At 72.3% G+C, this 24,073-nt stretch carries 22 protein-coding genes and 1 riboswitch; of the genes, 9 read left to right on the top strand and 13 right to left on the bottom strand.

Going from position 1 to position 24,073, the window contains the following annotated elements; all coding sequences use genetic code 11:
* Positions 1-53 precede the first annotated feature (53 nt).
* From carB to pyrR, 5 genes are read right to left on the bottom strand one after another with little or no spacing between them, the layout of a single operon-like run.
* Positions 54-3,332, bottom strand: coding sequence for a carbamoyl-phosphate synthase large subunit (gene carB, locus AB0B72_RS05390; protein WP_367737082.1), 3,279 nt, complete (start codon positions 3,330-3,332; stop codon positions 54-56).
* The gene (carA, locus tag AB0B72_RS05385; RefSeq protein WP_367737081.1) at positions 3,325-4,440 is read right to left on the bottom strand and encodes a glutamine-hydrolyzing carbamoyl-phosphate synthase small subunit; all 1,116 of its coding nucleotides are present in this window, start codon (positions 4,438-4,440) and stop codon (positions 3,325-3,327) included. Before carA ends, carB begins: the two co-directional genes overlap by 8 nt.
* Positions 4,437-5,738, bottom strand: coding sequence for a dihydroorotase (locus AB0B72_RS05380; RefSeq protein ID WP_367737080.1), 1,302 nt, complete (start codon positions 5,736-5,738; stop codon positions 4,437-4,439). Before AB0B72_RS05380 ends, carA begins: the two co-directional genes overlap by 4 nt.
* Positions 5,739-5,769: 31 nt before the next feature.
* Positions 5,770-6,705: an aspartate carbamoyltransferase catalytic subunit gene (locus AB0B72_RS05375; RefSeq protein ID WP_367737078.1), complete on the bottom strand. Its 936-nt coding sequence runs from the start codon at positions 6,703-6,705 to the stop codon at positions 5,770-5,772.
* Positions 6,702-7,259, bottom strand: a complete 558-nt coding sequence (gene pyrR / locus AB0B72_RS05370) for a bifunctional pyr operon transcriptional regulator/uracil phosphoribosyltransferase PyrR (RefSeq protein WP_367737077.1) — start codon at positions 7,257-7,259, stop codon at positions 6,702-6,704. The genes AB0B72_RS05375 and pyrR overlap by 4 nt, the downstream gene beginning before the upstream one ends.
* Positions 7,260-7,658: 399 nt before the next feature.
* Here pyrR and AB0B72_RS05365 point away from each other — a divergent pair, with 399 nt between their 5' ends.
* Complete coding sequence (locus AB0B72_RS05365) at positions 7,659-8,153, top strand: transcriptional regulator (protein ID WP_036321552.1); 495 nt, start codon at positions 7,659-7,661, stop codon at positions 8,151-8,153.
* 146 nt (positions 8,154-8,299) lie between these two features.
* On the top strand, positions 8,300-9,544 hold the full coding sequence (locus AB0B72_RS05360) for an arginine deiminase (protein WP_367737075.1): 1,245 nt from the start codon (positions 8,300-8,302) through the stop codon (positions 9,542-9,544).
* Between the two features lie 159 nt (positions 9,545-9,703).
* Here the strand turns inward: AB0B72_RS05360 and AB0B72_RS05355 are convergent, their stop codons facing one another.
* Both AB0B72_RS05355 and AB0B72_RS05350 read right to left on the bottom strand, forming a co-directional pair.
* Positions 9,704-10,141, bottom strand: coding sequence for an SAV_6107 family HEPN domain-containing protein (locus AB0B72_RS05355; protein WP_367737074.1), 438 nt, complete (start codon positions 10,139-10,141; stop codon positions 9,704-9,706).
* A 453-nt stretch (positions 10,142-10,594) separates the two neighbouring features.
* The gene (locus AB0B72_RS05350) at positions 10,595-11,431 is read right to left on the bottom strand and encodes a L,D-transpeptidase family protein (RefSeq protein ID WP_367737073.1); all 837 of its coding nucleotides are present in this window, start codon (positions 11,429-11,431) and stop codon (positions 10,595-10,597) included.
* Positions 11,432-11,560: 129 nt separating this feature from the next.
* Here AB0B72_RS05350 and AB0B72_RS05345 point away from each other — a divergent pair, with 129 nt between their 5' ends.
* Both AB0B72_RS05345 and AB0B72_RS05340 read left to right on the top strand, forming a co-directional pair.
* Positions 11,561-12,067 (top strand): YbaK/EbsC family protein, encoded by a 507-nt coding sequence (locus AB0B72_RS05345; RefSeq protein ID WP_367737072.1) that lies wholly within the window; start codon positions 11,561-11,563, stop codon positions 12,065-12,067.
* A 56-nt stretch (positions 12,068-12,123) separates the two neighbouring features.
* Positions 12,124-12,693 carry a GNAT family N-acetyltransferase gene (locus AB0B72_RS05340; protein ID WP_367737071.1) on the top strand — a complete coding sequence of 190 codons (570 nt, stop codon included), beginning with the start codon at positions 12,124-12,126 and terminating at the stop codon, positions 12,691-12,693.
* A gap of 31 nt (positions 12,694-12,724) precedes the next feature.
* On the opposite strand, the gene metF is transcribed toward AB0B72_RS05340, so the two are convergent.
* On the bottom strand, positions 12,725-13,651 hold the full coding sequence (metF, locus tag AB0B72_RS05335) for a methylenetetrahydrofolate reductase [NAD(P)H] (RefSeq protein WP_367737070.1): 927 nt from the start codon (positions 13,649-13,651) through the stop codon (positions 12,725-12,727).
* A gap of 179 nt (positions 13,652-13,830) precedes the next feature.
* On the opposite strand from metF, the gene AB0B72_RS05330 reads away from it, so the two are divergent.
* On the top strand, positions 13,831-14,898 hold the full coding sequence (locus tag AB0B72_RS05330; protein ID WP_367737069.1) for a polyprenyl synthetase family protein: 1,068 nt from the start codon (positions 13,831-13,833) through the stop codon (positions 14,896-14,898).
* Between the two features lie 38 nt (positions 14,899-14,936).
* On the opposite strand, the gene thiE is transcribed toward AB0B72_RS05330, so the two are convergent.
* Genes thiE through AB0B72_RS05315 form a run of 3 tightly spaced genes read right to left on the bottom strand, consistent with a single transcriptional unit; the run spans position 14,937 to position 17,211 of the window.
* Positions 14,937-15,590 (bottom strand): thiamine phosphate synthase, encoded by a 654-nt coding sequence (gene thiE, locus AB0B72_RS05325; RefSeq protein ID WP_367737068.1) that lies wholly within the window; start codon positions 15,588-15,590, stop codon positions 14,937-14,939.
* Positions 15,591-15,617: 27 nt separating this feature from the next.
* A complete protein-coding gene (locus AB0B72_RS05320) occupies positions 15,618-15,992 on the bottom strand; it encodes an Rv2175c family DNA-binding protein (protein ID WP_367737067.1) in 375 nt (124 codons plus the stop codon).
* Between the two features lie 43 nt (positions 15,993-16,035).
* Positions 16,036-17,211, bottom strand: coding sequence for an NAD(P)/FAD-dependent oxidoreductase (locus tag AB0B72_RS05315; protein ID WP_367737066.1), 1,176 nt, complete (start codon positions 17,209-17,211; stop codon positions 16,036-16,038).
* Between the two features lie 128 nt (positions 17,212-17,339).
* Positions 17,340-17,452, top strand: a riboswitch (TPP riboswitch).
* Between AB0B72_RS05315 and thiO the strand changes: the two genes are divergently transcribed.
* The 4 genes from thiO to pknB all read left to right on the top strand — a co-directional run bounded on the left by thiO (position 17,441) and on the right by pknB (position 21,742).
* Positions 17,441-18,628 (top strand): glycine oxidase ThiO, encoded by a 1,188-nt coding sequence (gene thiO / locus AB0B72_RS05310; RefSeq protein WP_367737065.1) that lies wholly within the window; start codon positions 17,441-17,443, stop codon positions 18,626-18,628. (Overlaps the previous riboswitch by 12 nt.)
* On the top strand, positions 18,625-18,825 hold the full coding sequence (thiS, locus tag AB0B72_RS05305; protein ID WP_367737064.1) for a sulfur carrier protein ThiS: 201 nt from the start codon (positions 18,625-18,627) through the stop codon (positions 18,823-18,825). Before thiO ends, thiS begins: the two co-directional genes overlap by 4 nt.
* A 52-nt stretch (positions 18,826-18,877) precedes the next feature.
* A complete protein-coding gene (locus AB0B72_RS05300; RefSeq protein ID WP_367737063.1) occupies positions 18,878-19,651 on the top strand; it encodes a thiazole synthase in 774 nt (257 codons plus the stop codon).
* A 147-nt stretch (positions 19,652-19,798) separates the two neighbouring features.
* A complete protein-coding gene (gene pknB, locus AB0B72_RS05295) occupies positions 19,799-21,742 on the top strand; it encodes a Stk1 family PASTA domain-containing Ser/Thr kinase (protein WP_367737062.1) in 1,944 nt (647 codons plus the stop codon).
* On the opposite strand, the gene alc is transcribed toward pknB, so the two are convergent.
* Together alc and allB are read right to left on the bottom strand one after the other, a co-directional pair.
* Positions 21,743-22,717 (bottom strand): allantoicase, encoded by a 975-nt coding sequence (gene alc / locus AB0B72_RS05290; RefSeq protein WP_367737061.1) that lies wholly within the window; start codon positions 22,715-22,717, stop codon positions 21,743-21,745. It lies immediately after the preceding gene.
* Positions 22,718-22,730: 13 nt separating this feature from the next.
* The gene (allB, locus tag AB0B72_RS05285; RefSeq protein ID WP_367737060.1) at positions 22,731-24,071 is read right to left on the bottom strand and encodes an allantoinase AllB; all 1,341 of its coding nucleotides are present in this window, start codon (positions 24,069-24,071) and stop codon (positions 22,731-22,733) included.
* Positions 24,072-24,073 lie beyond the last annotated feature (2 nt).

The raw sequence follows: 24,073 nt of genomic DNA, 5'->3' as shown, positions 1-24,073 counted from the left end.
TCCCTTCCTCCCTGTTCATGGCCCTCGCTCCGCTCGCGTCGGGACCGCTGGGGTCAGTTTCGCAGGCGGCGGGCGTGCTCCTGGAGCGACCGTACGCCTATGTCCCCCCGGACGATGTGCTGAATGCCCTGGACGGCCGCGGCGAGCCCCTGCACGGTCGTGATGCAGGCGATCCCCCGCAGCACGGCCGCCGTGCGGATCTCGTACCCGTCGAGCCTCGGCCCGGACTGCCCGGGGCTGCCGAACGGCGTGTTGACGATCAGATCCACCTCGCCGTCCAGGATGCGCCGCACGATCGTCGGCTCGCCGTCGGGCCCCGGCCCGTCGCTGTGCTTGCGCACGATCTTGGCATGGACGCCGTTGCGGCGCAGGACCTCCGCCGTGCCGTCGGTCGCCAGGATCTCGAACCCGAGGTCGGCGAGCGCCTTCACCGGGAAGATGGCGGCCCGCTTGTCCTTGTTGGCGACCGACACGAACGCCCGCCCCTTGGTGGGCAGCGCGCCGTACGCCGCGGCCTGCGACTTGGCGAACGCGGTGCCGAAGAACTCGTCGATGCCCATCACCTCGCCGGTGGAGCGCATCTCCGGCCCGAGGATCGTGTCCACCCCCCGGAACCGGTTGAACGGCAGCACCGCCTCCTTGACCGCGATGGGCGCGTCCAGCGGCAGCGTGCCGCCGTCGCCCGTGGCGGGCAGCATGCCCTCCGCGCGGAGCTCGGCGACCGTCGCGCCCAGCATGACCCGGGCCGCCGCCTTGGCGAGCGGCACCGCCGTCGCCTTGGACACGAACGGGACCGTACGGCTGGCCCTCGGATTGGCCTCCAGCACGTAGAGGACGCCGGCCGCCATGGCGTACTGGACGTTCAGCAGCCCCCGGACGCCGACACCCCGGGCGATCGCCTCGGTGGCGGTGCGGATCCGCTTGATGTCGAAACTGCCCAGCGTGATCGGCGGCAGCGCGCACGCCGAGTCGCCGGAGTGGATGCCGGCCTCCTCGATGTGCTCCATCACGCCGCCGAGGTAGAGCTCCTCCCCGTCGAACAGCGCGTCGACGTCGATCTCGATCGCGTCGTCGAGGAACCTGTCGATCAGCACGGGATGGTCGGAGGCCGCCCTCGCCATGTACGTCCGCAGGGTGTCGTCGTCGTAGACGATGGCCATGCCGGCCCCGCCGAGGACGTACGACGGCCGGACGAGCACGGGGTAGCCGAGCTCGGCGGCGATCTCCTGCGCCCCTGCCACGGTCGTCGCCGTGCCGTGCTTGGGGGCGGGCAGCCCCGCCTCGGCCAGAACCCGCCCGAAGGCGCCCCGCTCCTCGGCCAGGTGGATCGACTCGGGAGAGGTGCCGACCACGGGCACCCCGGCGTCCTTGAGCGCCTGGGCCAGGCCGAGCGGCGTCTGGCCGCCGAGCTGCACGATGACCCCCGCCACGGGCCCGGTCGCCTGCTCCGCGTGCACGACCTCCAGGACGTCCTCCAGCGTGAGCGGCTCGAAGTAGAGCCGGTCGGAGGTGTCGTAGTCGGTCGAGACGGTCTCCGGGTTGCAGTTGACCATCACGGTCTCGTAGCCGGCCCTGGCCAGCTCGAACGACGCGTGCACGCAGGCGTAGTCGAACTCGATGCCCTGGCCGATCCGGTTCGGCCCGCTGCCCAGGATGATGACCTTCGGCCGGTCGCCGTACGGGACCTCGGTCTCCTCGTCGTAGGTCGAGTACAGGTACGGCGTGCGGGCGGCGAACTCGGCGGCGCACGTGTCGACGGTGTTGTAGACCGGCCGCAGGCCCAGCTCGTGGCGCGCCTCGCGGACCCGGGCCTCGGACACGCCGAGGATCTCGGCGATCTGCGCGTCGCTGAAGCCGTGCCGCTTCGCGGCCGTGAGGGTGGGCGCGTCGAGGGTGGTGATCGAACGGGCCACCTCGTCGATGGCGAAGAGCTGGTCGACGAACCAGGGGTCGACGGCGGTCGCCTCGTGGAGCTGCCCGGGGGTGGCGCCGGCGCGGATGGCCTGCTGCATGGTGCGCAGCCGTCCGTCGTGCGGCGTGCGGCACGCCTCCAGCAGCGCGGACGCCTCGCCCGGGTCCCCCGCCCAGGAGAACGACGAGTCCTTCTTCTCCAGCGATCTGAGGGCCTTCTGGAGGGCCTCGGGGAACGACCGGCCGATGGCCATGGCCTCGCCGACCGACTTCATGTGCGTGGTGAGCGTCTGGTCGGCCCCCGCGAACTTCTCGAACGCGAACCGGGGGATCTTGACCACGATGTAGTCGAGCGACGGCTCGAACGACGCCGGGGTCTCCTTGGTGATGTCGTTGGGGATCTCGTCGAGCGTGTACCCGACGGCGAGCTTGGCGGCGATCTTCGCGATCGGGAAGCCGGTGGCCTTCGACGCCAGCGCCGACGACCGCGACACCCGGGGGTTCATCTCGATGACGATCATCCGGCCGGTCGCGGGGTCGACCGCGAACTGGATGTTGCAGCCGCCGGTGTCGACGCCGACCTCGCGGATGACCGCGATCGCGACGTCGCGCATGTTCTGGTACTCGCGGTCGGTCAGGGTCAGCGCGGGGGCGACGGTCACGCTGTCGCCCGTATGAACGCCCATGGGGTCGATGTTCTCGATCGAGCAGACGATGACGACGTTGTCCGCGCGGTCGCGCATGACCTCCAGCTCGTACTCCTTCCAGCCGAGGATCGACTCCTCCAGGAGCACCTCGGTGGTCGGGGACGCGTCGAGGCCGGCGCCGGCGATGCGGCGCAGATCCTCCTCGTCGTGGGCGAACCCGGAGCCGGCGCCGCCCATCGTGAAGCTGGGCCGCACCACGACGGGGTAGCCCAGCTCGCCGGCCGCCCGCAGGCACTCGTCGATCGTGTGGCACACCGCGCTGCGGGCCGACTCGGCGTTCAGGCCGCGCTCCGCCGCCACCTTGCCGACGATCTCCTTGAACCTCTCGCGGTTCTCCCCCGCCTGGATGGCGTCGAAGTTGGCGCCGATCAGCTCGACGCCGTACCGCTCCAGGACGCCGGCCTCGTGCAGCGCCACGGCCGCGTTGAGCGCCGTCTGGCCGCCCAGCGTCGGCAGCAGCGCGTCGGGCCGCTCCTTGTCGATGATCTTCTCGATGATGTCCGGGGTGATCGGCTCGACGTACGTGGCGTCGGCGAACTCGGGGTCCGTCATGATCGTGGCCGGGTTGCTGTTGACCAACACCACCCGGAAGCCCTCGCTCCGCAGGACGCGGCAGGCCTGGGTGCCGGAGTAGTCGAACTCGCAGGCCTGCCCGATCACGATCGGGCCCGAGCCGATCACCATGACGGACCTGATGTCCGTGCGCTTAGGCACCCTTCTCCCCTTCCATCAGGTCGCAGAACTCGTCGAACAGGTACGCGGCGTCGTGCGGGCCGGCGGCCGCCTCCGGGTGGTACTGGACGCTGAACGCGGGCCGGTCGAGCAGCCGCAGCCCCTCGACGCAGTCGTCGTTGAGGTTGACATGGCTCACCTCGGCCCTGCCGTACGGCGTCTCGAACGGCCCGTCGAGCGGCGCGTCCACGGCGAAACCGTGGTTGTGGGCCGAGATCTCGACCTTGCCGCTCCTGCGGTCCTGCACCGGCTGGTTCACCCCGCGGTGGCCGTACCGCAGCTTGTACGTGCCGAGGCCGAGCGCGCGGCCGAGGATCTGGTTGCCGAAGCAGATGCCGAAGACCGGCCGCCCCTCGGCCAGCACCCCGCGCATGGCGTCGACGGCGTAGTCCGCGGTGGCCGGGTCGCCGGGGCCGTTGGAGAAGAACACACCGTCGGGTCCGGTGGCGAGGATGTCCTCCGCCGTCGCGCCGGCCGGCAGGACGTGCACCTCGCAGCCCCGCTCGGCCATCCGCCGCGGGGTCATCGACTTGATGCCCAGGTCGACCGCGGCCACGGTGAAGCGTTTGCGGCCCACCGCCTCCACGACGTACGGCTCGGCGGTGCTCACCTGTCTCGCCAGGTCGGCGCCCTCCATGCCGGGTGAGCGCAGCACGCGCTCGACCAGCTCGTCCACGGGGCCGGCGGCGTCGCCGGAGAAGACGCCCGCGCGCATGGCGCCGCGCTCGCGCAGGTGCCGGGTGAGGGCACGGGTGCCGCGCATGGCGATGCCCACCACGCCCTGGTCGCGCAGGTAGTCGTCGAGCGTCCGGGTGGACCGCCAGTTGGACGGGATCCTGGCCGGCTCGCGCACCACGTAGCCGGAGACCCATACCCTGCCGGACTCGGGATCCTCGTCGTTGACGCCGGTGTTGCCGATGTGGGGGGCGGTCATCGCGACGATCTGGCGATGGTAGGAGGGGTCGGTGAGCGTCTCCTGGTAGCCGGTCATGCCGGTGTTGAAGACCATCTCGCCGAAGGTCTCCCCCTCGGCGCCGTAGGCCGTCCCCTCGAAGACGCGGCCGTCCTCGAGCACGAGCAGCGCTGTCATACGAGCTTTCCTTCCAGAACCGTGGGGCGTCCGCGCAGGAACGTGGCGACGACGCGGCCGGGCAGCGTCATGCCCTCGTACGGGGTGTTGCGGCTCTTGGACGCCATCCCCGAGGGGTCGACGGGCAGCCGCGCAGACGGGTCGTAGAGCGTGATGTTGGCGGGGGCGCCGGCCTCGACGGGGTGGCCGTGGCCGGGCAGGCGGCCGATCCGCGCCGGCCTGGCCGACATGCGGTCGGCCACGCCCGCCCAGTCGAGCAGGCCGGTGTCGACCATGGCCTCCTGGACCACCTGCAGGGCCGTCTCCAGCCCGATCATGCCCATGGCCGCCGCGCCCCACTCGGTCTCCTTGTCCTCCACCGGGTGGGGGGCGTGGTCGGTGGCGACGCAGTCGATCGTGCCGTCCGCCAGCGCCTCGCGAAGCACGCGGACGTCCTCGGCGGTCCGCAGCGGCGGGTTCACCTTGTAGATGGGGTTGTACGGCCCGAGCGGCGAGCGCTCGGCGCACGAGTCGGTGAGCAGCAGGTGGTGCGGGGTGACCTCGGCGGTCACGTCCCAGCCCTTCGACTTGGCCCAGCGGATGATCTCCACCGAGCCGGCGGTCGAGACGTGGCAGACGTGCAGCCGCGAGCCGACGTGCGCGGCCAGCAGGCAGTCGCGGGCGATGATCGCCTCCTCGGCGACCGCGGGCCAGCCGGTCAGGCCGAGCCTGCCGGAGACCTCCCCCTCGTTGAGCTGGGCGCCCTCGGTCAGCCGGGGCTCCTGCGCGTGCTGGGCGACGACCCCGCCGAACGCCTTGACGTACTCCAGCGCCCGGCGCATCAGCACGGCGTCGGAGACGCACTTGCCGTCGTCGGAGAAGACGCGGACGCGGGCGGCCGAATCGGCCATCGCGCCGAGCTCGGCGAGCTGCCTGCCCTCCAGGCCGCTGGTCACCGCGCCGACCGGCTGGACGTCGCAGTGGCCGTGCTCCTGGCCGAGCCGCCAGACCTGCTCCACCACGCCGGCCGTGTCGGCGACCGGCGAGGTGTTGGCCATGGCGTGGACGGCGGTGTACCCGCCCCGCGCCGCCGCCTGGGTGCCGGTCTCGACGGTCTCGGCGTCCTCCCTGCCGGGCTCGCGCAGGTGGGTGTGCAGGTCCACCAGGCCGGGCAGGGCGATCAGGCCGCCGGCCTCGACGGTCAGGTCCGCCGCCGTGCCCGCGAGGGCGCCGGTCTCGGCGACCAGGCCGTCGCGGACCAGGATGTCGCGCGGCTCGCCGCCCAGGACGCGGGCGCCCTTGATCAGGATGGTCGTCACAGTTCTCCCCCGGACAGGTTCCGTACGGCGCTCACTCGGCGCCTCCGATCGCGGGCTCAGACCCGCCCAGCAGCAGATAGAGGACGGCCATGCGGACGGTCACGCCGTTGCCGACCTGCTCCACGATGGTCGAGCGCGGCGAGTCCGCGACCTCCGCCGAGATCTCCATGCCGCGGTTCATCGGGCCGGGGTGCATGACGATCGCGTCGTCGTGCAGCCGGGAGAAGCGGTCGCGGTCGAGACCGTAGCGCCGGCTGTACTCCCGGGCGGACGGGAAGTACGAGGCGTTCATCCGCTCCAGCTGGACCCGGAGCATCATCACCACGTCGGACTTCGGCAGCACGGAGTCGAGGTCGTAGGAGACCTGGCACGGCCACGTCTCGACCGCCACCGGCAGCAGGGTCGGCGGCGCGACCAGCGTGACCTCCGCGCCCAGTGTGCGCAGCAGCAGGACGTTGGATCGGGCGACCCGGCTGTGCAGCACGTCGCCGACGATCGCGATCTTGAGGCCTTCCAGCCTGCCGAGCCGCCTGCGGATGCTGAACGCGTCGAGCAGGGCCTGGGTGGGGTGCTCGTGGGTGCCGTCGCCCGCGTTGACCACGCTGCCCCGGACCCAGTTCGCCAGCCGGTGCGGCGCCCCTGAGGCGCCGTGCCTGATGACCACGGCGTCGGCGCCCATGGCCTCAAGGGTGAGCGCGGTGTCCTTGAGCGACTCGCCCTTCGACACGCTCGACCCCTTGGCCGAGAAGTTGATGACGTCCGCCGACAGCCGCTTGGCCGCGGCCTCGAACGAGATCCGCGTACGCGTGGAGTCCTCGTAGAAGAGGTTGACCACCGTGCGCCCGCGCAGCGTCGGCAGCTTCTTGATCGAGCGCTCGGAGACCCTCGCCAGCTCCTCGGCGGTGTCGAGGACGAGCAGCGCGTCGTCGCGGGTGAGGTCCCCCGCGGAGAGCAGGTGCGGCTTCATCGGGGCTCCTCCTTGATGAGCACGACGGCGTCGCGGCCGTCCGTCTCCTCCAGGTAGACCTTGACCGTCTCGCTCTTGGAGGTCGGCAGGTTCTTCCCCACGTAGTCGGCGCGGATGGGCAGCTCGCGGTGCCCGCGGTCGACGAGCGTGGCGAGCTGGACGGCCCGGGGCCGGCCGACGTCGTTGAGGGCGTCGAGGGCGGCCCGGACGGTGCGGCCCGAGAAGAGCACGTCGTCGACGAGGACGACGGTCCGGCCGTCGACGCCGTCCGCGGGCAGCTCCGTGCGGCCGAGCGGGCGGGCGGGCCGCAGGCGGAGGTCGTCGCGGTACATCGTGATGTCGATGGCCCCGACGGGGACCTCGACCCCTTCGAACTGCGCGATGCGCTCGGCGATCCGGCGGGCCAGCGTGGCCCCGCGCGTCGGGATGCCGAGGAGGACGACGCTCTGCGCGCCCTTGGTGCGTTCGAGGATCTCGTGCGCGATGCGGGTCAGCGCCCGGTGGATGTCGGGCCCCTCCAGCACGGCACGCGCCGGATTTCGGGCATCGGACATGAAAAAGTCACCACCTTTCCCGCCTCACTGGACGGGTCTTAAAAGGGTGTCCGGTCGCCACAGCCTACCAGCACCGCCCGGCACCCCCTCCCGCCAGCGGAGATGCGGCCGGGGGCGGCTGCACAGGAGGGCCGTGGAGGTGACCGGCCGGGAACGTCCCCGGTGTCGGTGATTTCGGGCAGAGCACTGTTTGGCGCTCTTTTTTCGAATCAGCTTGACCTTTGGGTGTGACGGCTTTACCGTCACTGTCCGTAACCACAACTCGCGACCTTCCTGGGTAAAACCCGACGCAACGGTCACCGAAGGTGCCTGGCAGGGCATCAACCCCGGTGTTCGGAACGCTTAGGACAAGGACGCACAATCAAGTGAGAAGAGACATAGAAAGCCGGGGGCCACACAATGCCGTCTGACTACGCCAAGTCGCTAGGCGCACGCCTGCGCGCGATCCGGACCCAGCAGGGGCTGTCCCTGCACGGGGTCGAGGAGAAGTCCCGCGGCCGGTGGAAGGCCGTGGTGGTGGGGTCCTACGAGCGTGGCGACCGAGCGGTGACCGTGCAGAAGCTCGCCGAGCTCGCCGACTTCTACGGCGTGCCGGTGTCGGAGCTCCTTCCCGGCGGCGCCGCGCCCAGCCCGCTCGCTCCCGCTCCGAAGCTCGTCATCGACCTCGAACGGCTCTCCCAGCTGCCCAAGGACAAGGCCGGCCCGCTGGCCCGCTACGCGGCGACGATCCAGAGCCAGCGCGGCGACTACAACGGCAAGGTGCTGTCCATCCGCCAGGAGGACCTGCGCTCGCTGGCGGTCATCTACGACAAGTCGCCGGTCGAGCTGACCGAGGAGTTCATCAGCTGGGGCGTGCTCGACGCGGAGGCCCGCCGCGCCGTGGAGTCCTTCTGAGCTTCCGGGCCCTCGCCCGCGCCTCCCGGCCCGCACCCGCAGGCCCGCACCCCCTTGCCCCGGCGGCCGGCGAGGCGCCCGCCGGCTCGCGATGAACGTCACAGCGGGGACATGACTGATTCCTGCGGCAGGGGGATATGCAGGAGATGACGTTCTATGTGGGGTCAGAGGTGGGCAGGCTCCACCAGGTCCTCGTGCACATCCCCGAGCTGGCGCTGAAGCGGCTCACCCCGAGCAACAAGGACGACCTGCTCTTCGACGACGTGCTGTGGGTCCACCGCGCCCTGGAGGAGCACGAGGAGTGGCGCGAGGTGCTCGCCGCCCGGGGCGTGCGCGTCCACCTCCTCGGGGACCTCCTCGAGGAGACCGTCGCCGTTCCCGACGGGCGCAAGCACATCCTCGACGGCAGCGTGGACGAGCACTGGCTCGGCCCGCTCACCGCCGACGCCGTCCGCAACACCCTCGACACGCTCGACGGCTCGGTGCTCGCCCCGTTCCTGACGGGGGGCATCACCAAGCGCGAGATCATGGAGCTGGGCTGCGACCCCCGGTCCGTCGCCTTCCACACGCTCGGCATGGACGACTTCGTCCTCCCTCCGCTGCCCAACCACCTGTACTCGCGCGACACCTCCTGCTGGGTGTACGACGGGGTGTCCATCAACGCCATGCGCAAGAAGGCGCGCAGGCGGGAGACGGTGAACTACGAGGCGGTCTACCGCTGGCATCCCTTGTTCGCCCCCGGATACGACAGGCCGGGCGACGGCGGCTTCAACGTCTGGTACCGCGGGGTGCGGATGGCTCCGGCGACCATCGAGGGCGGCGACGTCCTGGTGATCGGGCGCGGGGCGGTGCTCGTCGGGATGAGCGAGCGCACCCAGCCGCAGGCGGTCGAGATGCTCGCGACGAACCTGTTCAGGGCCGGCTCGGCGACGAAGATCGTGGCGCTGGACATGCCCAAGGCCCGGGCCTTCATGCACCTCGACACCGTGATGACCAACGTGGACATCGGGGTCTTCACCAAGTACGCCGGGCTCGGCATGCTCCCGTCGTACACCATCGAGCCGGGCGACAACGACAAGGAGCTCAAGGTCACCGACCATCCGCCGGAGGACATGCACAAGGCCATCGCGGAGGCGCTGGGGCTGGACGACATCAAGGTCCTGACCCCGACCCAGGACGTCCACGCGGCCGAGCGCGAGCAGTGGGACGACGGCTGCAACGTGCTGGCGCTGGAGCCGGGGGTGGTGGTGGCCTACGAGCGCAACACCACGACCAACAACTACCTGCGCAGGAACGGGATCGAGGTCATCACGATCCGCGGCAGTGAGCTCGGCCGGGGCCGCGGCGGGCCGCGCTGCATGAGCTGCCCCCTGGAGCGGGACCCCATCTGACGCCGCCCGGTGAGCTGCCCGGTGAGCCGCCCGGCCGCGCCCCGAGGAGCGAGCCGCACCCGCGGGCAGGCACGGTCGAGCCGTGGACCGCCCGTCGCCCGCCCCGGCTCGACGGGCGCCGGGCCGGAGGACGCCGGGCCGGAGGGCGGCCCGGTGTCGTCAGCCGGCCATGGGCAGGGTAGGCTTGCCGGGCACACCGAGGATCGACTCGACCTCTCCCACGAACTTGTCGGCCTCCACGATGAGCTCCTCCGCGTCCGTCGGGGTCACGGCGCGGACCATGCCGGCCTCCGCCGCGGCGCGCTTGGTGGCGCTCACCGCGAAGTAGGCCGCCCAGTCCGCGAGTTTCGGCTCGGCCTCGGGCAGCAGCTCCCACGCGCTGCGCAGCCGGCGCCTCCGGCCGTCCATGGGCCGGGGACGCGCGGCGAGGATCCCGGCGGCCGCCCGCAGCGCCGCCAGGTGCGCCGACACGTACCGGTCCGCGGGGGTCGGCCCCATGGTGGCGTCCGCCAGGCACGCCCTGGCGTCCGCGAGATGCGCCAGGACGGTCTGCGAGAGCCGGGGCCCGTTTCGCTGCTCACCGCTCTGTTCCGTCATGCCCGCCTCCTTGAGTCGTGGCACCCGGCGAGCCTCGCCGGTGACATCACAGTCGCAGACCGCACCGACAATTCCGCCGGGTGAGCGATCCCATGTATCGGGTGGGATCGCCCATCACTTGCTCGGGCTCCCGTGGGCGACCGGACGAGGAGCTTCCCCTCTCCCCGTCCGGCCCACGCCGCGGGCCGTGCCGCACTCGTCTCCGCCGACGACGAAGGCACGGGTCCAACGGAGTGGGCGCAGGCCGCGAGTCCCGCGCCCACTAGCATCGAACATAGATTCGATCATGCTCATTGTCAAGACTGTCAACGAACAAGGGTTCGATAGGACGGGGCGTAAGGGCGCCGGAAACGCCGAAGGCCCCGGGCGACGATCTCGCTCGGGGCCCTCCCCGGCCGGTCAGGCCGGGCCTGCGCCACGTGTGTCAGCCGGCCCTCAGCCGGCGTCGGGAGGTCAGCGGATGAACCTCCCGCGGACGTGGACGGGCACCCCGGTGCCGAGCATGCCGGGCAGGATCTCCGCCACGTGCATGGGCAGCCGGACACAGCCATGGGATGCCGGGTAGAGCGGCACCGACAGCGCGCCGTGGAACGCGATCCCGTTGTAGAAAAAGATCGGGTTGTACAGCTGCCCCAGATAGGACCGGTGCCAGCCGCTGCGCCGCCAGGTCGTCTTGAAGTTCCCCGTGGGCGTGCGCGCGTCGCCGCTGAACGTCTGCAGCTTGCCGTTCCACATGGCGTGCTCGGTGTACGGGATGCCGCTGCCGCTGGAGATGTGCGTGATCAGCTTGGGCACGCCGCCCCTGTACAGCACCATGACCTGCAGGGTCAGGTTCACCTCGACGCGGTCCTGCTTGCCCTTCGGCACGAGGATCCTGGGCGCCTTCGGGCTCTCCAGCGCCCTCCACGTGCGTCTCGCGACCGTGCTGGTGGGCTTGATGCCCTGCACCTTCTGGAAGGCCCACACCGCCGTGAGGGTCGCCCCGCCGTACTTGCCGTCGAGCTTGCCGGGGACGTAGCCGAGCTCCTTCAGCCGGGCCTGCAGCGTCTTCACCGCGGCGCCCTTGGCGCCGAGCTTCAGCGTCTTGCCCGGCGCGATGAACGGCCCGGGAGACGCCGTGGACGCCGAGGCGGTGCGCGGGATCGCGGTCACCTCGGTCATCGCGCTCACCGGGGTCATCGCGCTCACCGGGGTCCTGGCCTGCGCGGCGCCCGCGGCGCCGGCCGTGGCGAACGTCAGCGCCCCCATCGTGATCAGCGCGGCGGCGGCGAACTGCCGTCGACCTCCCATCGTGACCAACCTCTCAATCAACTCACTCTTGGAACAATGGACCCTAACGCAGATGACTTGCGAGCCACTTGCGAGACATGGGGCGGTAATGCGCCACCCACTGCCTGGTCATCCCTTTAGAGTGGCCGCGTGCCAGATAAGTTGCATCCGAACGCCGTCCGCGTGGAAGAGGCCCTGCGCTCACTCGGGGCCACGGGCGAGATCGTCGTGCTCGGTGACGCCGCCCCGACGGCGGCGACGGCGGCCGCCCAGCTCGGCTGTGAGATCGGCGCGATCGCCAACAGCCTCATCTTCGACGCCGACGGAGCCCCGCTGCTGGTGCTGACCAGCGGCGCCCACCGCGTGGACACGGCTCTGGTCGCGAGCCTGGTCGGCGCGGGCAAGGTCCGGCGGGCCACGCCCGAGTTCGTCCGCGAGCACACCGGCCAGCCGATCGGCGGGGTGGCCCCCGTCGGGCATCCGGCCCCGGTCCGGACGCTGGTGGACATCTGGCTCGGGAAGTACGACGTGGTGTGGGCCGCGGCCGGGCACCCGCACACGGTGTTCCCCACGAGCTTCGACGAGCTCATGAGGATCACCGGTGGGACGCCGGCCGAGGTGGAGCGCGGACCGGACGAGGGCCCGCCGGCGTCCTGAGAGCCGGCGGCGGCGGGGGCGAGGCGCCCTCAGGGTGCTTTGCTAGTCTCCGGAAAGTGATCCAGCTGCGACGCGTGGGGCCGGAAGAGTTCGCCGGGGTCCTCGACACGGTGCTCGACATCTACACGCAGGCCATGCGGCCGCCGTCGGACCAGCTCACGGGCCGGATGGCGATAATGCGCAACCACGCGACGTACCCCGACTTCGTCTGCCTGCTCGCCGAGGCTCCGCAGATCGTCGGGTTCGTCTACGGCTTCCACGGCACCCCCGGGCAGTGGTGGCACGACGTGGTCCGCCGGGCCCTGCAGGACCAGGCCGGTCCCCGCGTGTCGGAGGAGTGGTTCGGCGACGCGCTGGAGATCGCCGAGATCCACGTCCACCCGGACTACCAGGGCAAGGGGCTCGGCCGCCGCATGATCCATGAGATCTGCGCGGGCCGCCCGGAGCGGACCGCCGTGCTGTCGACGCACGACGCCCCGACCGCGGCCCGCCACCTCTACCGCGACGTGGGCTTCGTCGACCTGATGACGGCTTTCGTGTTCCCCGGCGGCTATGAGAACTACATCATCGCCGGGACGCGGCTGCCCCTCACGCCTCGCCCGGAAGACGTCCTCAGGACGTCCTGAGGACGTCTGGACCGGGCCCCGCGGGGCGGGGTCAGGAGCGGGAGGCCGGGGCCGGGTGGAGCGCCTGGAACACCTCGCGCGTGGCGCTCGACCTGTTGAAGGTGATGAAGTGGATGCCGGGCGCGCCCTCGTCGAGCAGGACCCGGCACATCTCCACGGCGTGCTCGATGCCCAGCCGGCGGACGGCCACCGGGTCGTCGGCGACGGCCTCGAAACGGGCCGCCACGTCCGGCGGGAAGGGCGCACCCGACAGCTGCTCCGAACGGGCGATCGTGCTCATCTGGGTGACCGGCATGATGCCCGGGATGATCGGCGTCTCGCAGCCCTCGGCGGCCACCCGGTCGCGCAGGCGCAGGTAGTCCTCCGCGCGGAAGAACATCTGGGTGATCGCATAGTCCGCGCCCGCACGGCATTTCTGCACGAAGAACCGGGTGTCGTCCTCGATCGTGGCCGAGCGGGGGTGCTTGTACGGGAAGGCCGCCACGCCGACGCAGAAGTCGCCGGACTGGCGGATGAGGCGCACCAGGTCCTCGGCGTACAGGACGCCCTCGGGGTGCCTGACCCATTCGTCCAGCGGGTTGCCGCCCCGGGGGTCGCCGCGCACGGCGAGGATGTTGCGCACCCCGGCGTCGGCGAACCTGCCGACGAGGTGGCGCAGCTCGCGCACCGAGTGGTCGACCGCCGTGAAGTGGGCGACGGGGGTGAGCGTCGTCTCGTGGGCCAGCCGTTCGACGATGTCCACCGTGCGGTCGCGGGTGCTGCCCCCCGCGCCGTACGTCACGGACACGAACGTGGGCCGCAGCGCCTCCAGCTCGCGGATCGCCCGCCACAGCTGCCGCTCGCCCTCATCGGTCTTCGGGGGGAAGAACTCGAAGGAGAACGACCGCTCCCCCATGGCCAGCAGCTCACGGATCGTCGGGACGCGATCAGGAAGCCGGGAGGGCAGACCGAGAGCCATGGGCCAAGATTACAGGTCCCGGCCTCTCCTGGGGATCCCCCGTGGATCCCCCCTGTGACGCCTCCACGCCGGGCCCCTCGCCCGTCTCGCGATGTGAGCGCCGGCCGTTCGAATCGCCCGTCCGCACATCAGGGGTCTCTCCCGTAGGGGCCTGGATCAACGGCGGTTACTCTCAGACCATGACCGCTTCCGACGCTCCGCTGGATCTCGTCCGCTCGCAGGTGGACCGCGCGATCCGGGAGTTCCTTGATCGGCAGCGACCGATCTTCGCCGACCCGCACGTGGCCGTCCTGCTCGCCGCCGCGGAGGACTTCCTCGCCGGCGGGAAACGGCTCCGCCCGGCCTTCTGCCACTGGGGCTGGCGAGCGGCGGGCGGGGGCGACGAGCCGGCGCTGCACACCGCGGCCGCCTCGCTGGAGCTGCTGCAGGCGAGCGCGCTCATCCACGACGACGTGATGGACGCCAGCGACGTGCGCAGGGGGATGCCGTCGGCGCACCGGCGGTTCGAGCGCATGCACCTGGAGTCGGGCTGGCACGGGTCCGCCAAGCAGTTCGGGGAGGGCACGGCGGTCCTGCTCGGCAACCTGCTGCTGGTGTGGTCGGGAGAGATGTGGCGCACCAGCGGGCTGGCGCCCGAGGCGATGGCCGCCGCCCAGCCCGTGCACGACGACATGCTCACCGAGCTGATGTGCGGCCAGTACCTCGACCTGCTCGAGCAGGCGAGGGGCGACAGCACGTTCGACAGCGCGCTGCGGGTCGCCCTGTTCAAGAGCGGCAAATACTCCGTGGAGCGGCCGCTCCGCCTGGGGCTCGTCCTGGCGGCCCGGGCCCAGCCCGCGTGGATCGACCGGCTCTGCGTCCAGTACGGCCAGCAGGTGGGCATCGCCTTCCAGCTCCGCGACGACATCCTCGGCGTCTTCGGCGACCCGGCCGAGACCGGCAAACCCGCCGGGGACGATCTGCGCGAGGGCAAGCGGACCATGCTCATCGCGCGGACGCTCGCCGCCGCCTCCCCGTCCCAGGCGGAGGCCGTGCGGGACCTGCTGGGCGACCCCGCGCTCGACGCCGAGGGGGTCCAGCGGCTCAGGACGGTGATCGAGGAGACCGGCGCCCTGACGGCGTGCGAGGACATGATCAAGCGCTACCTCGACGACGCGCTGCACGCCCTGGAGCAGGCGCCCATCGAGCAGTCGGCCCGTACGGCACTGGCCGCCCTGGCCGTCGCCGCCACAACCCGGCGCACCTGACACCGGGCACCTGGCAGCTGAGCCGCGGGACGGGCGGGTCAGAGCGGGACCGCGCCCAGCCGGGCACGGAACTGGGCCGCCGCGGCCCCCGGGTCGGCGGCCTCCGTGATCGCCCGCACCACGACAGCCCTGCGGGCGCCGTGCGCGATGACCGCGTCCAGGTTGCCCAGATCGACGCCGCCGATGGCGAACCACGGCCGCGGCGTGCGCAGGGCGGAGGCGTGCTCCAGCAGCGCCAGGCCCGGCGCGGGCCGCCCCGGCTTGGTGGGCGTGGGCCACACGGGCCCGCAGCAGAAGTAGTCGACGCCGGCCTCCCGCGCCGCGGCGGACGCCTCGGCGGCCGAGTGCGTCGACCTGCCGATGAGCACGCCGGAGCCGAGCAGCTCGCGGGCGACCGGCACCGGCAGGTCGTCCTGCCCGAGGTGGAGGATGTCCGGCCGGGCGGCGTACGCGACGTCCGCCCGGTCGTTCACCGCCAGCAGGGCGCCATGCCTGTCGCAGGCCGCACGGAAGACCTGAAGCAGCTCCAGCTCCTCACGCGCCTCCAGGCCCTTCTCTCGGAGCTGGACGACGTCCACCCCGGCCGCGAGGACCGTGTCGAGGAACTTCTCCAGGTCGCCGCGGTCCCTGCGGCCGTCGGTGCAGAGGTAGAGCCTGGCCTGCGCGAGGCGCTCTCGCCGGGTGTCGGTCACCCGACCACAATGCCACGGGTGGCGCGATCAGAACCCCAGTGCCTGCGCCCTCCGCTTGACCTCGGTGTGGCGTCCGGCGGCGATGGCGTCGATGGGGGCTCCGGGGAGCGAGTCGTCCGGCGTGAAAAGCCAGCGGATCGACTCGACCTCGTCGTACCCGGCGTCGCCGAGCACGGTCAGCGTGCCGGGGAGGCCCTTGAGCACGTCACCCTCGGCGATGAACACCGCCGGGATCTGCGGCGCGCCGCCACCCCTGCGGGCGCCGACGAGCTTCTTGTCCTTGAGCAGCTGCTTGGCGCGGCCGATGCTGATGTCAAGCATCTTCGCGACCTCCGAGAGAGGAAGCCACTCCCCCACCAACTGGTCGGTCTCCCGGTCGATCTGCGCAACAGTAAGCGTCACGAATCCACCATTACCACAGGCAGGCCGGGAAGAAACACCTCGGTCACGTCAGAATGCAGTCGCGAAGCGGCACCGTGGGGTCGGACACCCGGGCCGGGTCGAGCCTGCGGCCGCCCTCCACCACCCGCCGTCCCTGGACCACGTCGCGCGGCCGGTCGACCGTGAGGATGGCCGCGAGCCGGTCGTCGGCGGTGAGCCAGCACATCGCCCACCTCCCGTCGGATCGGGGGTCGCCGCGCTGCACCATCCGGTCGCCCGCCTGGGTGTGGCCGGCGAACTGCACCATGTGGCCGAACTGCTCCGACCAGAAGTACGGCACGGGGTCGTAGACCGCGTCCTCCCCCAGCAGGGCGGCGGCGGCGGTGTCGGGGGCCTGCAGCGCGGTGTCCCAGTGCTCGACCCGCAGGCGGGTGCCGAACCTGCGCGACCACCAGCTCGCGCAGTCGCCGACCGCGACGACGCCGGGCAGGGACGTCCGGAGGTGCTCGTCGACGACCACGCCGTCGTCCAGCTCCACGGCCGATCCCTTCAGCCACTCGACGGCCGGCCGGACGCCGACGCCGGTGACCACCACGTCCGCCGTGACGTGCGCGCCGGACATGAGGGTCAGGCCGCCGGGGTCGACGCTGCCGACCTTCGCGCCGAGCCTCAGCTCCACGCCCGCCTGCGCGTACCAGGGGATCGTGTAGCAGCCCACCGAGCCCACGGCGGCCGCCAGCGGGCCCTCACCGGCCTCCACCACCGTCACCGAGCAGCCCGCCCGCGCGGCCGCCGTGGCGACCTCCGCGCCGATCCACCCGGCCCCGACGACGGCGACCCGCGCCCCGGGGACGAGCCGCTCACGCAGCGCGAGCGCGTCGTCGATGGTCCGCAGCACGTACTGCCGGCCCTCCCCCCGCAGCCGGATCGGGGAGGCGCCCGTGGCGAGGACGAGGCCGTCGTACTCCAGCTCGCCCTCGGTCGTCTCCAGCACGCCTCGGCGCAGGCCCTTGGCCGCCGTCCCCAGGCACAGCCGTACGTCGAGGGCGTCGAGGTCGGAGTCCACCACCGTGGAGTCGGCCGCGCCGAGCAGCACCGCCTTGGACAGCGGCGGCCTGTCATAGGGGCGATGGCGTTCCTCGCCGATCAGCGTGATCCGGCCCGGGAATCCGTGGGCCCGAAGTGCCTCGATGCTCCGTACGCCGGCCAGACCGGCGCCCACCACCACTACGTGATCCACCTCCTGACCATAGATTGTCAGCGGGGCCGCCCGCCAATGGAGTCCTGATAACGAGTTGGGCAAGTAGTGCGCACAGCCGTAGAAGCAGGTGTTGTGCGTGACACGGGCGAACGGGACTAGGCTGGGGCCGTAAGACGCGCGGGAGCCCGGCTGACCGGGCTGAGAGGAGAGCGTGAGGCTCTCGACCGCCATACGACCTGATCCGGGTAATGCCGGCGAAGGGAGCGCTGTGGCCGATCCGCGGCGAGCCCGTACGGGGGTCTCCCCCGGCGACGTGGCCCGCGAAAAGCCCTTCGACGCGACCCGTCAGGCGTCCCGCGACGTGATCGTGGTGGGCGGCGGCGTGGTGGGGCTGGCCGTCGCGTGGCGCGCGGCCCGTGCGGGCCTGTCGGTCGCCGTCGTCGATCCCGCCCCCGGGAGCGGGGCGTCCCACGCGTCGGCCGGCATGCTCGCGCCCGTCAGCGAGGTGACCTACACCGAGGAGCCGCTGCTGCGGCTCGGCCTGGCGTCCCTGGCCGCGTGGCCCGCGTTCCGCGCCGAGCTGGAGGACGAGAGCGGCGCCTCCCTCGACCACCGCGCGGACGGCACGCTCGAGGTCGCCCACAGCGCCGACGACATGGCGTACTTCGACGAGCTCGGCGCGTTCGAGCGGACGCTGGGCCTGCCGGTGGAGCGGCTCACCGGCCGGGAGTGCCGGGCGCTGGAGCCGATGCTCGCGCCGTCAGTCCGTGGAGGGCTGCTGGCCTCCGGCGACGCCTGGGTCAACCCCCGCCGCGTCGTCCGCGCCCTGCTCGCCGCGCTCGGCCGGGCCGGTGGGGAGCTCGTCCCCGACCGCGCCGCCGGGATCGTCCCCCTGGACGCCGGGGGCCTCGCCGTACGTCTCGGCTCGGGCGGGGAGGCGCGGGCCGGGCAGGTGGTCGTGGCCGCGGGCTCCTGGTCGCCGTCGCTGCTGCCCGGCCTGCCCGTACGGCCGGTCAAGGGGCAGATCCTGCGGCTGCGCGGGCCAGAGGGGTTCCTCACCCGCTGCGTACGGGGGCTGGTGCACGGCTCGCCGGCCTATCTCGTGCCGAGGGGCGACGGCGAGATCACGCTGGGGGCCACGGTGGAGGAGCTGGGCTTCGACGGGAGGGTCACCGCGGGCGGTGTCTACGAGCTGCTGCGCGACGCCCGTGAGCTGGTCCCCGGCATCACCGAGCTGGAGCTGGCCGAGACCACGGTCGGCTTCCGCCCGGGGACCCCGGACAACCTCCCCTTGATCGGCCCCGCCGGGCCGCCCGGCGTGCTGGCGGCCACCGGGCACCACAGGAGCGGCGTGCTGCTGGCCCCGGTCACCGCCGAGGCGGTCGTGGCGTTCCTCACCGGCGGCGAGGTGCCACAGGTCGTGAAGTCGTGTGATCCAGGGAGGTTCGGCGGATGAGGGTCGTGGTCAACGGAGGGCCGTTCGAGCTGCCCGACGGGGCGACGGTGAGCCATGCCGTACGCGCGCTGACGCCGCTGACGTCGGGCGTCGCGGTGGCGGTCAACGGCGAGGTGGTCAGCAGGGGCGCGTGGGACTCCACGCCTCTCGCGGAGAGCGACCTGGTCGAGGTGCTGACGGCCGTGCAGGGAGGGTGATCATGCCGGTGACGGTGACGCACACAGTGAGGGTGAGAACGGCGTGAATGGCATGACGGAGACCGCGGACGACGTGTTCGTGCTGGGCGGGGAGAAGTTCGGGTCCCGGCTCATCATGGGCACCGGGGGGGCGCCCTCGCTGGAGGTGCTCGACCAGGCCCTGGAGGCGTCCGGCACCGAGCTGACGACGGTGGCGATGCGCAGGCTCGACCCCGCGTCACGCGGATCGGTGCTCGACCTGCTGCGCGCGCGCCGGATCAAGGTGCTGCCGAACACCGCGGGCTGCTTCACCGCCGGGGAGGCCGTGCTGACCGCCCGGCTGGCCCGCGAGGCCCTGGAGACCGACTGGGTGAAGCTGGAGGTCATCGCCGACGAGCGGACGCTGCTGCCGGACCCGATCGAGACCTTCGACGCGGCGGAGCGGCTGGTCGCGGACGGCTTCGTGGTGCTTCCGTACATCGGCGACGACCCTGCGCTGGCCCGCCGCCTCGAGCAGGCGGGCTGCGCGGCGGTGATGCCGCTGGGCTCGCCGATCGGCTCCGGGCTCGGCATCCGCAACCCGCACAGCATCGAGCTGATCGTGGAGGCCGCCACGGTGCCGGTGATCCTCGACGCGGGGATCGGCACGGCGAGCGACGCCGCGCTGGCGATGGAGCTCGGCTGCGACGCCGTGCTGCTGGCGAGCGCGGTGACCCGGGCGCGCAGGCCCGATCTGATGGCCGCGGCGATGCGCTCGGCGGTGGAGTCGGGAAGGCTCGCCAGGCAGGCGGGCCGCATCCCGCGGCGGCGGTACGCCGAGGCGTCCTCCCCCGCCCGGCCCGCGTGAGGGATGTCCTCGGCGATATCGGCAGGACGGTAAGGCCCCGTTTCGCCTGCGGCGGGCGTTTCGGATGGTACGCAATGGCCCTGGAATAGGTCTCGGTTTGGGATTCCCGAAGCCTGGGAGTGGCAAATCACCCGTAAACTCAGGCGAGTGGACACGACGCTGACGGACCCGCTCGTGGGGCAGTTGCTCGACGGGCGATACCGCGTCGAGTCCCGGATCGCCCGGGGGGGCATGGCCTCCGTCTACCTGGCCCTGGACGTCCGGCTCGATCGCACGGTCGCCGTCAAGGTGATGCATCCCTCCCTCGCGGGGGATCCGCAGTTCGTCATGCGGTTCATCGGCGAGGCGAAGTCGGTGGCCAGCCTCTCCCACCCCAACGTCGTCCAGGTCTTCGACCAGGGCACCGACGGGGCCCACGTCTACCTGTCGATGGAGTACGTCCCGGGCAAGACCCTGCGCGACGTCCTCGGCCGGCGAGGCCGGCTGCCGGCCCGCGAGGCCCTGGAGATGGTCATCCCGGTGCTCGCCGCGCTGGGCGCCGCCCACCAGGCGGGGCTCGTCCACCGGGACGTCAAGCCGGAGAACGTGCTGCTGACCGACGACGGCCGGGTCAAGGTGGTGGACTTCGGCCTGGCCCGCGCCGTCGAGGCCAGCAACCAGACCAAGACCGGCATGATGATCGGGACGATCGGCTACATGTCTCCCGAGCAGGTCACCACCGGGCTCGTGGACGCGCGCAGCGACGTCTACGCCACCGGGATCATGCTGTTCGAGCTGCTCACCGGGGCCCAGCCGTACGGGGGCGAGACCCCCATGTCCATCGCCTACCGGCACGTCCACGAGACGGTCCCCGCGCCCTCGTCGATCGCCCCCGACGTGCCGCCGTCGATCGACGCGCTGGTCGCGGCGGCCACCGACAAGGACCCGGCGAGGCGCCCGGCCGACGCGACCGCCATGCTGGTCGCCGCCGTCGAGATCCACCGCACGCTGCCGCGGACCGGCAACACGGGCCGGCACTCCTCCCCGCCGCCCGCCGCCGCGGCCGGAGCGGCCCCGCCGCACGCGTCGGGCTCCTACCCCTCGCCGGCCGCGCCGTACGGCACGGCCGGCCACACGATGATCCAGCCGCGTTCCGAGCTGCCGGCGGGCCCCGCCGACGCGGGCGGCTCGCGGCGGCGGCGCGGGTTCCGGCCGAGCTGGTTCCTCATCGCCCTGGCCGTCGTCATGGTCGCGGGGATCGCGTTCAGCGGCTGGTGGTTCTCCCAGGGCCGGTACACGAAGGTGCCCGACCTGCTCGGCCAGAACGTCAAGATCGCCAGACAGGCGGCGCTGACGGCCGGGTTCGAGGTGCGCATCGGCAAGGCCCGGTTCGACGACAAGGTGGACAAGGACAACATCCTGGACACCGAGCCGGGAGCCGGCGCCGAGGTGGAGAAGGGCTCCGTGCTCACGCTGATCCCGTCGGCCGGGCCCGAGACGGTGCCGGTGCCGAAGGTCGAGGGCCTGAGCGAGGCGGACGCCCGCGCGACGATCGCCAACGTGGGGCTGAGCGTCGGCAGGGTGAGCAAGACTCCGAGCGACACCGTGCCGCGCGGCCAGGTCCTGCGCACCAGCCCGATGGTGGGCAAGCGGGTCAAGAAGGGCGGCACGGTCAACATCGTCCTCAGCGCCGGGCTGCTCATGCCGGACGTCCGCCAGATGATGCGCGACCAGGCCGAGCCCTTCCTGCGCGAGAAGGGCTTCAACGTCCAGATCGACGAGACCGTCGACGACGCCCAGCCCGGCACGGTGATCGCGCAGGACCCCTCAGGCGGCGCCGAGGTGGTGGCCGGGGCGGTCGTCCACCTCACGGTCTCCAAGGGGCCCGACGAAGGGTGGCACTGGCCCTGGGAGAAGGACAACTCGCAGGCGCCGCCCGACTTCGTCAACGTGCCGGACGTGCGGTTCAAGGACCTCAAGGACGCCGTGTCCGAGCTGCGGGCGGCCGGGTTCCGGGTCAAGGTTCGCAAGCTGGTCGGGACCGGCAGGGTGGTCCAGGAGAACCCCACCGGCCAGCAGCCGATGGGCTCCACGATCACCGTCTGGCACTGATCACGCCCCTCCGGCGGCCAGCGAGCCGAGCAGCCGCAGCCGGGCGAGCCCTCCGTCGGGGTAGATGTCGAGGCGCGCGTGGGTGACCTTGCGGTCGTCGTCCAGCCGGAACCGGTGGCGGGTGTCGGGCTGCAGCCGCGTCCTCGGCAGGAGCGTGAACCAGGCGCCGGGGTCGTCGAGCGAGGCAGACCCGGCGTCGGCGCCCCGGACGGACGCCCAGCCGGGCGCGTTGAACAGCAGGTTCGTCGTGTCCAGCTCGGCCACGGCCACCGTGCCCGCGCCCGCCAGCGCGACGACGAGCCAGTCGTTGCCGCCGTCGCGCCGCCGGGACGTCTCCCAGCCCTCGGCCTGGTTCCTCGCCAGCCCGGGGGCGATGACGTTGTTCGGCGAGGAGTAGAACTCGTCGGAGCACGCGGTGACGAGCGCGCCGTTCTCCAGGGCGGCCAGGTCGATCGTGAGCCCGTCGAGGAACGCCCGGTCGGGGACGACCTCGCCGTGGACGCGCAGCCGGGCGACGCCGCCGTCCGGGTGGATGTTCAGCCGCACGTGGGTGAAGCGCCGGGGGTCGGTGACGGGGAACTCGTGCGCCGCGTCGCCCTTGAGCGGGCTCTTCGGCACGATCTCCACCCAGCCGTCCAGCTCCTCGGGCGCCGGATGGCCGTCGGCCGCGCACGCCTCCACCGACGCGTACGGCGGGTAGTTGCCGGTGAACCACGCGGTGTCGATCACCACGCCCCTGACGACCCCCGGCAGGCCGAGCCGGACGATCGCCCAGTCGTGGCCGGGCTCCCGGCGCCGCCTGGTCTCCCATCCGTCGTAGACCTGGCCCTTGGCTCCGAACGTGTGCGGCCGGAACTGCGCAGGGCCGGGCCGGATGAGGGCCTCACGCTCGGCGAACGACTCGTCGTTGGCCGCCACGACCGACCCGCCGTACGTCCGGAGGGCGAGGTCGGGCAGCCGGGTGAAGGCGCTCACCGGATCGTCCTGCTCATCGGGTCTCCCTGCTCAGGAACCGGCCGCGAGGCGTGGTGAAGTCGACGGGCGCGCCGCGCAGCCAGGTGGTCCGCACGACCCCGGCCAGCGTGCTGCCGTGGTACGGCGAGACCGCGTTCCTGTGGTGCAGCGCGCCGGCGTCGACGGTGAACTCGGCGTCCGGGTCGAACGCCACCAGGTCGGCGTCCGCGCCCACCCTGATCGCGCCCTTGCCGGACAGCCCGGCCAGCCGCGCCGGCCCCTCGGCCATCCAGCGCGCCACGTCACCCAGGCCGTACCCCCTGGACCGCGCGGCGGTCCAGACGGCGGGCAGGCCGAGCTGCAGCGAGGAGATGCCGCCCCAGGCGGCGGCGAAGTCGGGCACCTTGAGGTCGGGCGTGGAAGGCGAGTGGTCGGAGACGACGCCGATGAGCACGCCCTCGGCCAGCGCCTCCCACAGGGCGTCGCGGTTGGCGGCCTCCCTGATCGGCGGGCAGCACTTGTAGGCGGGCCCGCTGACCTCCTCGGCGCTCAGCGTCAGGTAGTGGGGGCAGGTCTCCGCCGTGATCCGCACCCCGGCGGCCTGGGCCCGGCGCAGCGGCTCCAGGCACGCGGCGGCCGACACGTGCACGATGTGCGCGCGGGCGCCGGTCTCGGCGGCCAGCTCGATCACCTGCTCCACCGCCCGCCGCTCGGCGTCCTGGGGCCGGGACCTGAGGAACTCCGGGTACGTCGGGCCGCCGGGCTCGGCGAGCAGCCCCGGGTCCTCGGCGTGCGCGATGAGCAGACCGCCGAACGAGGCCACCTCCGCCAGCGCGGCCCGCAGCCCGTCGCGGTCGAGCGCGGGGAACTCGTCGACGCCCGACGGGGACAGGAAGCACTTGACGCCCGCCACCCCCGCGTCGTGCAGCGGCCTCAGGTCCGCCAGGTTGCCGGGGATCGCGCCGCCCCAGAAGCCGACGTCGACGTGGCACTGCCCCGCGGCGGCCTTGCGCTTGACCTCCAGCGCGGGCACGTTCACCGTGGGCGGCAGCGAGTTGAGCGGCATGTCGACGATCGCCGTCACTCCCCCGGCCGCCGCCGCCCTGGTGGCGGAGGCGAAGCCCTCCCAGTGGGTGCGGCCCGGCTCGTTGACGTGCACGTGGGAGTCGACCAGGCCGGGGAGCAGCGCGACGTCGCCCAGGTCGGCCGCCTGTCTGGCCGGGACGTCTTCGCCGTAGCCGAGAACGGCCGCGATGCGGCCGTCCCGCACCGCCACCGCCGCCGGACCCTCTCCCTCCGGCGTCACCGTCCGCCGCGACCGGACCACCAGGTCGTACGGCGTCATGTCAGCAGGCGTCACGTCATCAGGCGTCATGG

The organism is Microbispora sp. NPDC049125 (assembly GCF_040802045.1).
In the GTDB taxonomy this organism is placed as follows: Bacteria; Actinomycetota; Actinomycetes; order Streptosporangiales; family Streptosporangiaceae; genus Microbispora.
The sequence above is the reverse complement of the archived record's forward strand: the minus strand, read 5'-3'. Positions and strand labels throughout refer to the sequence as shown.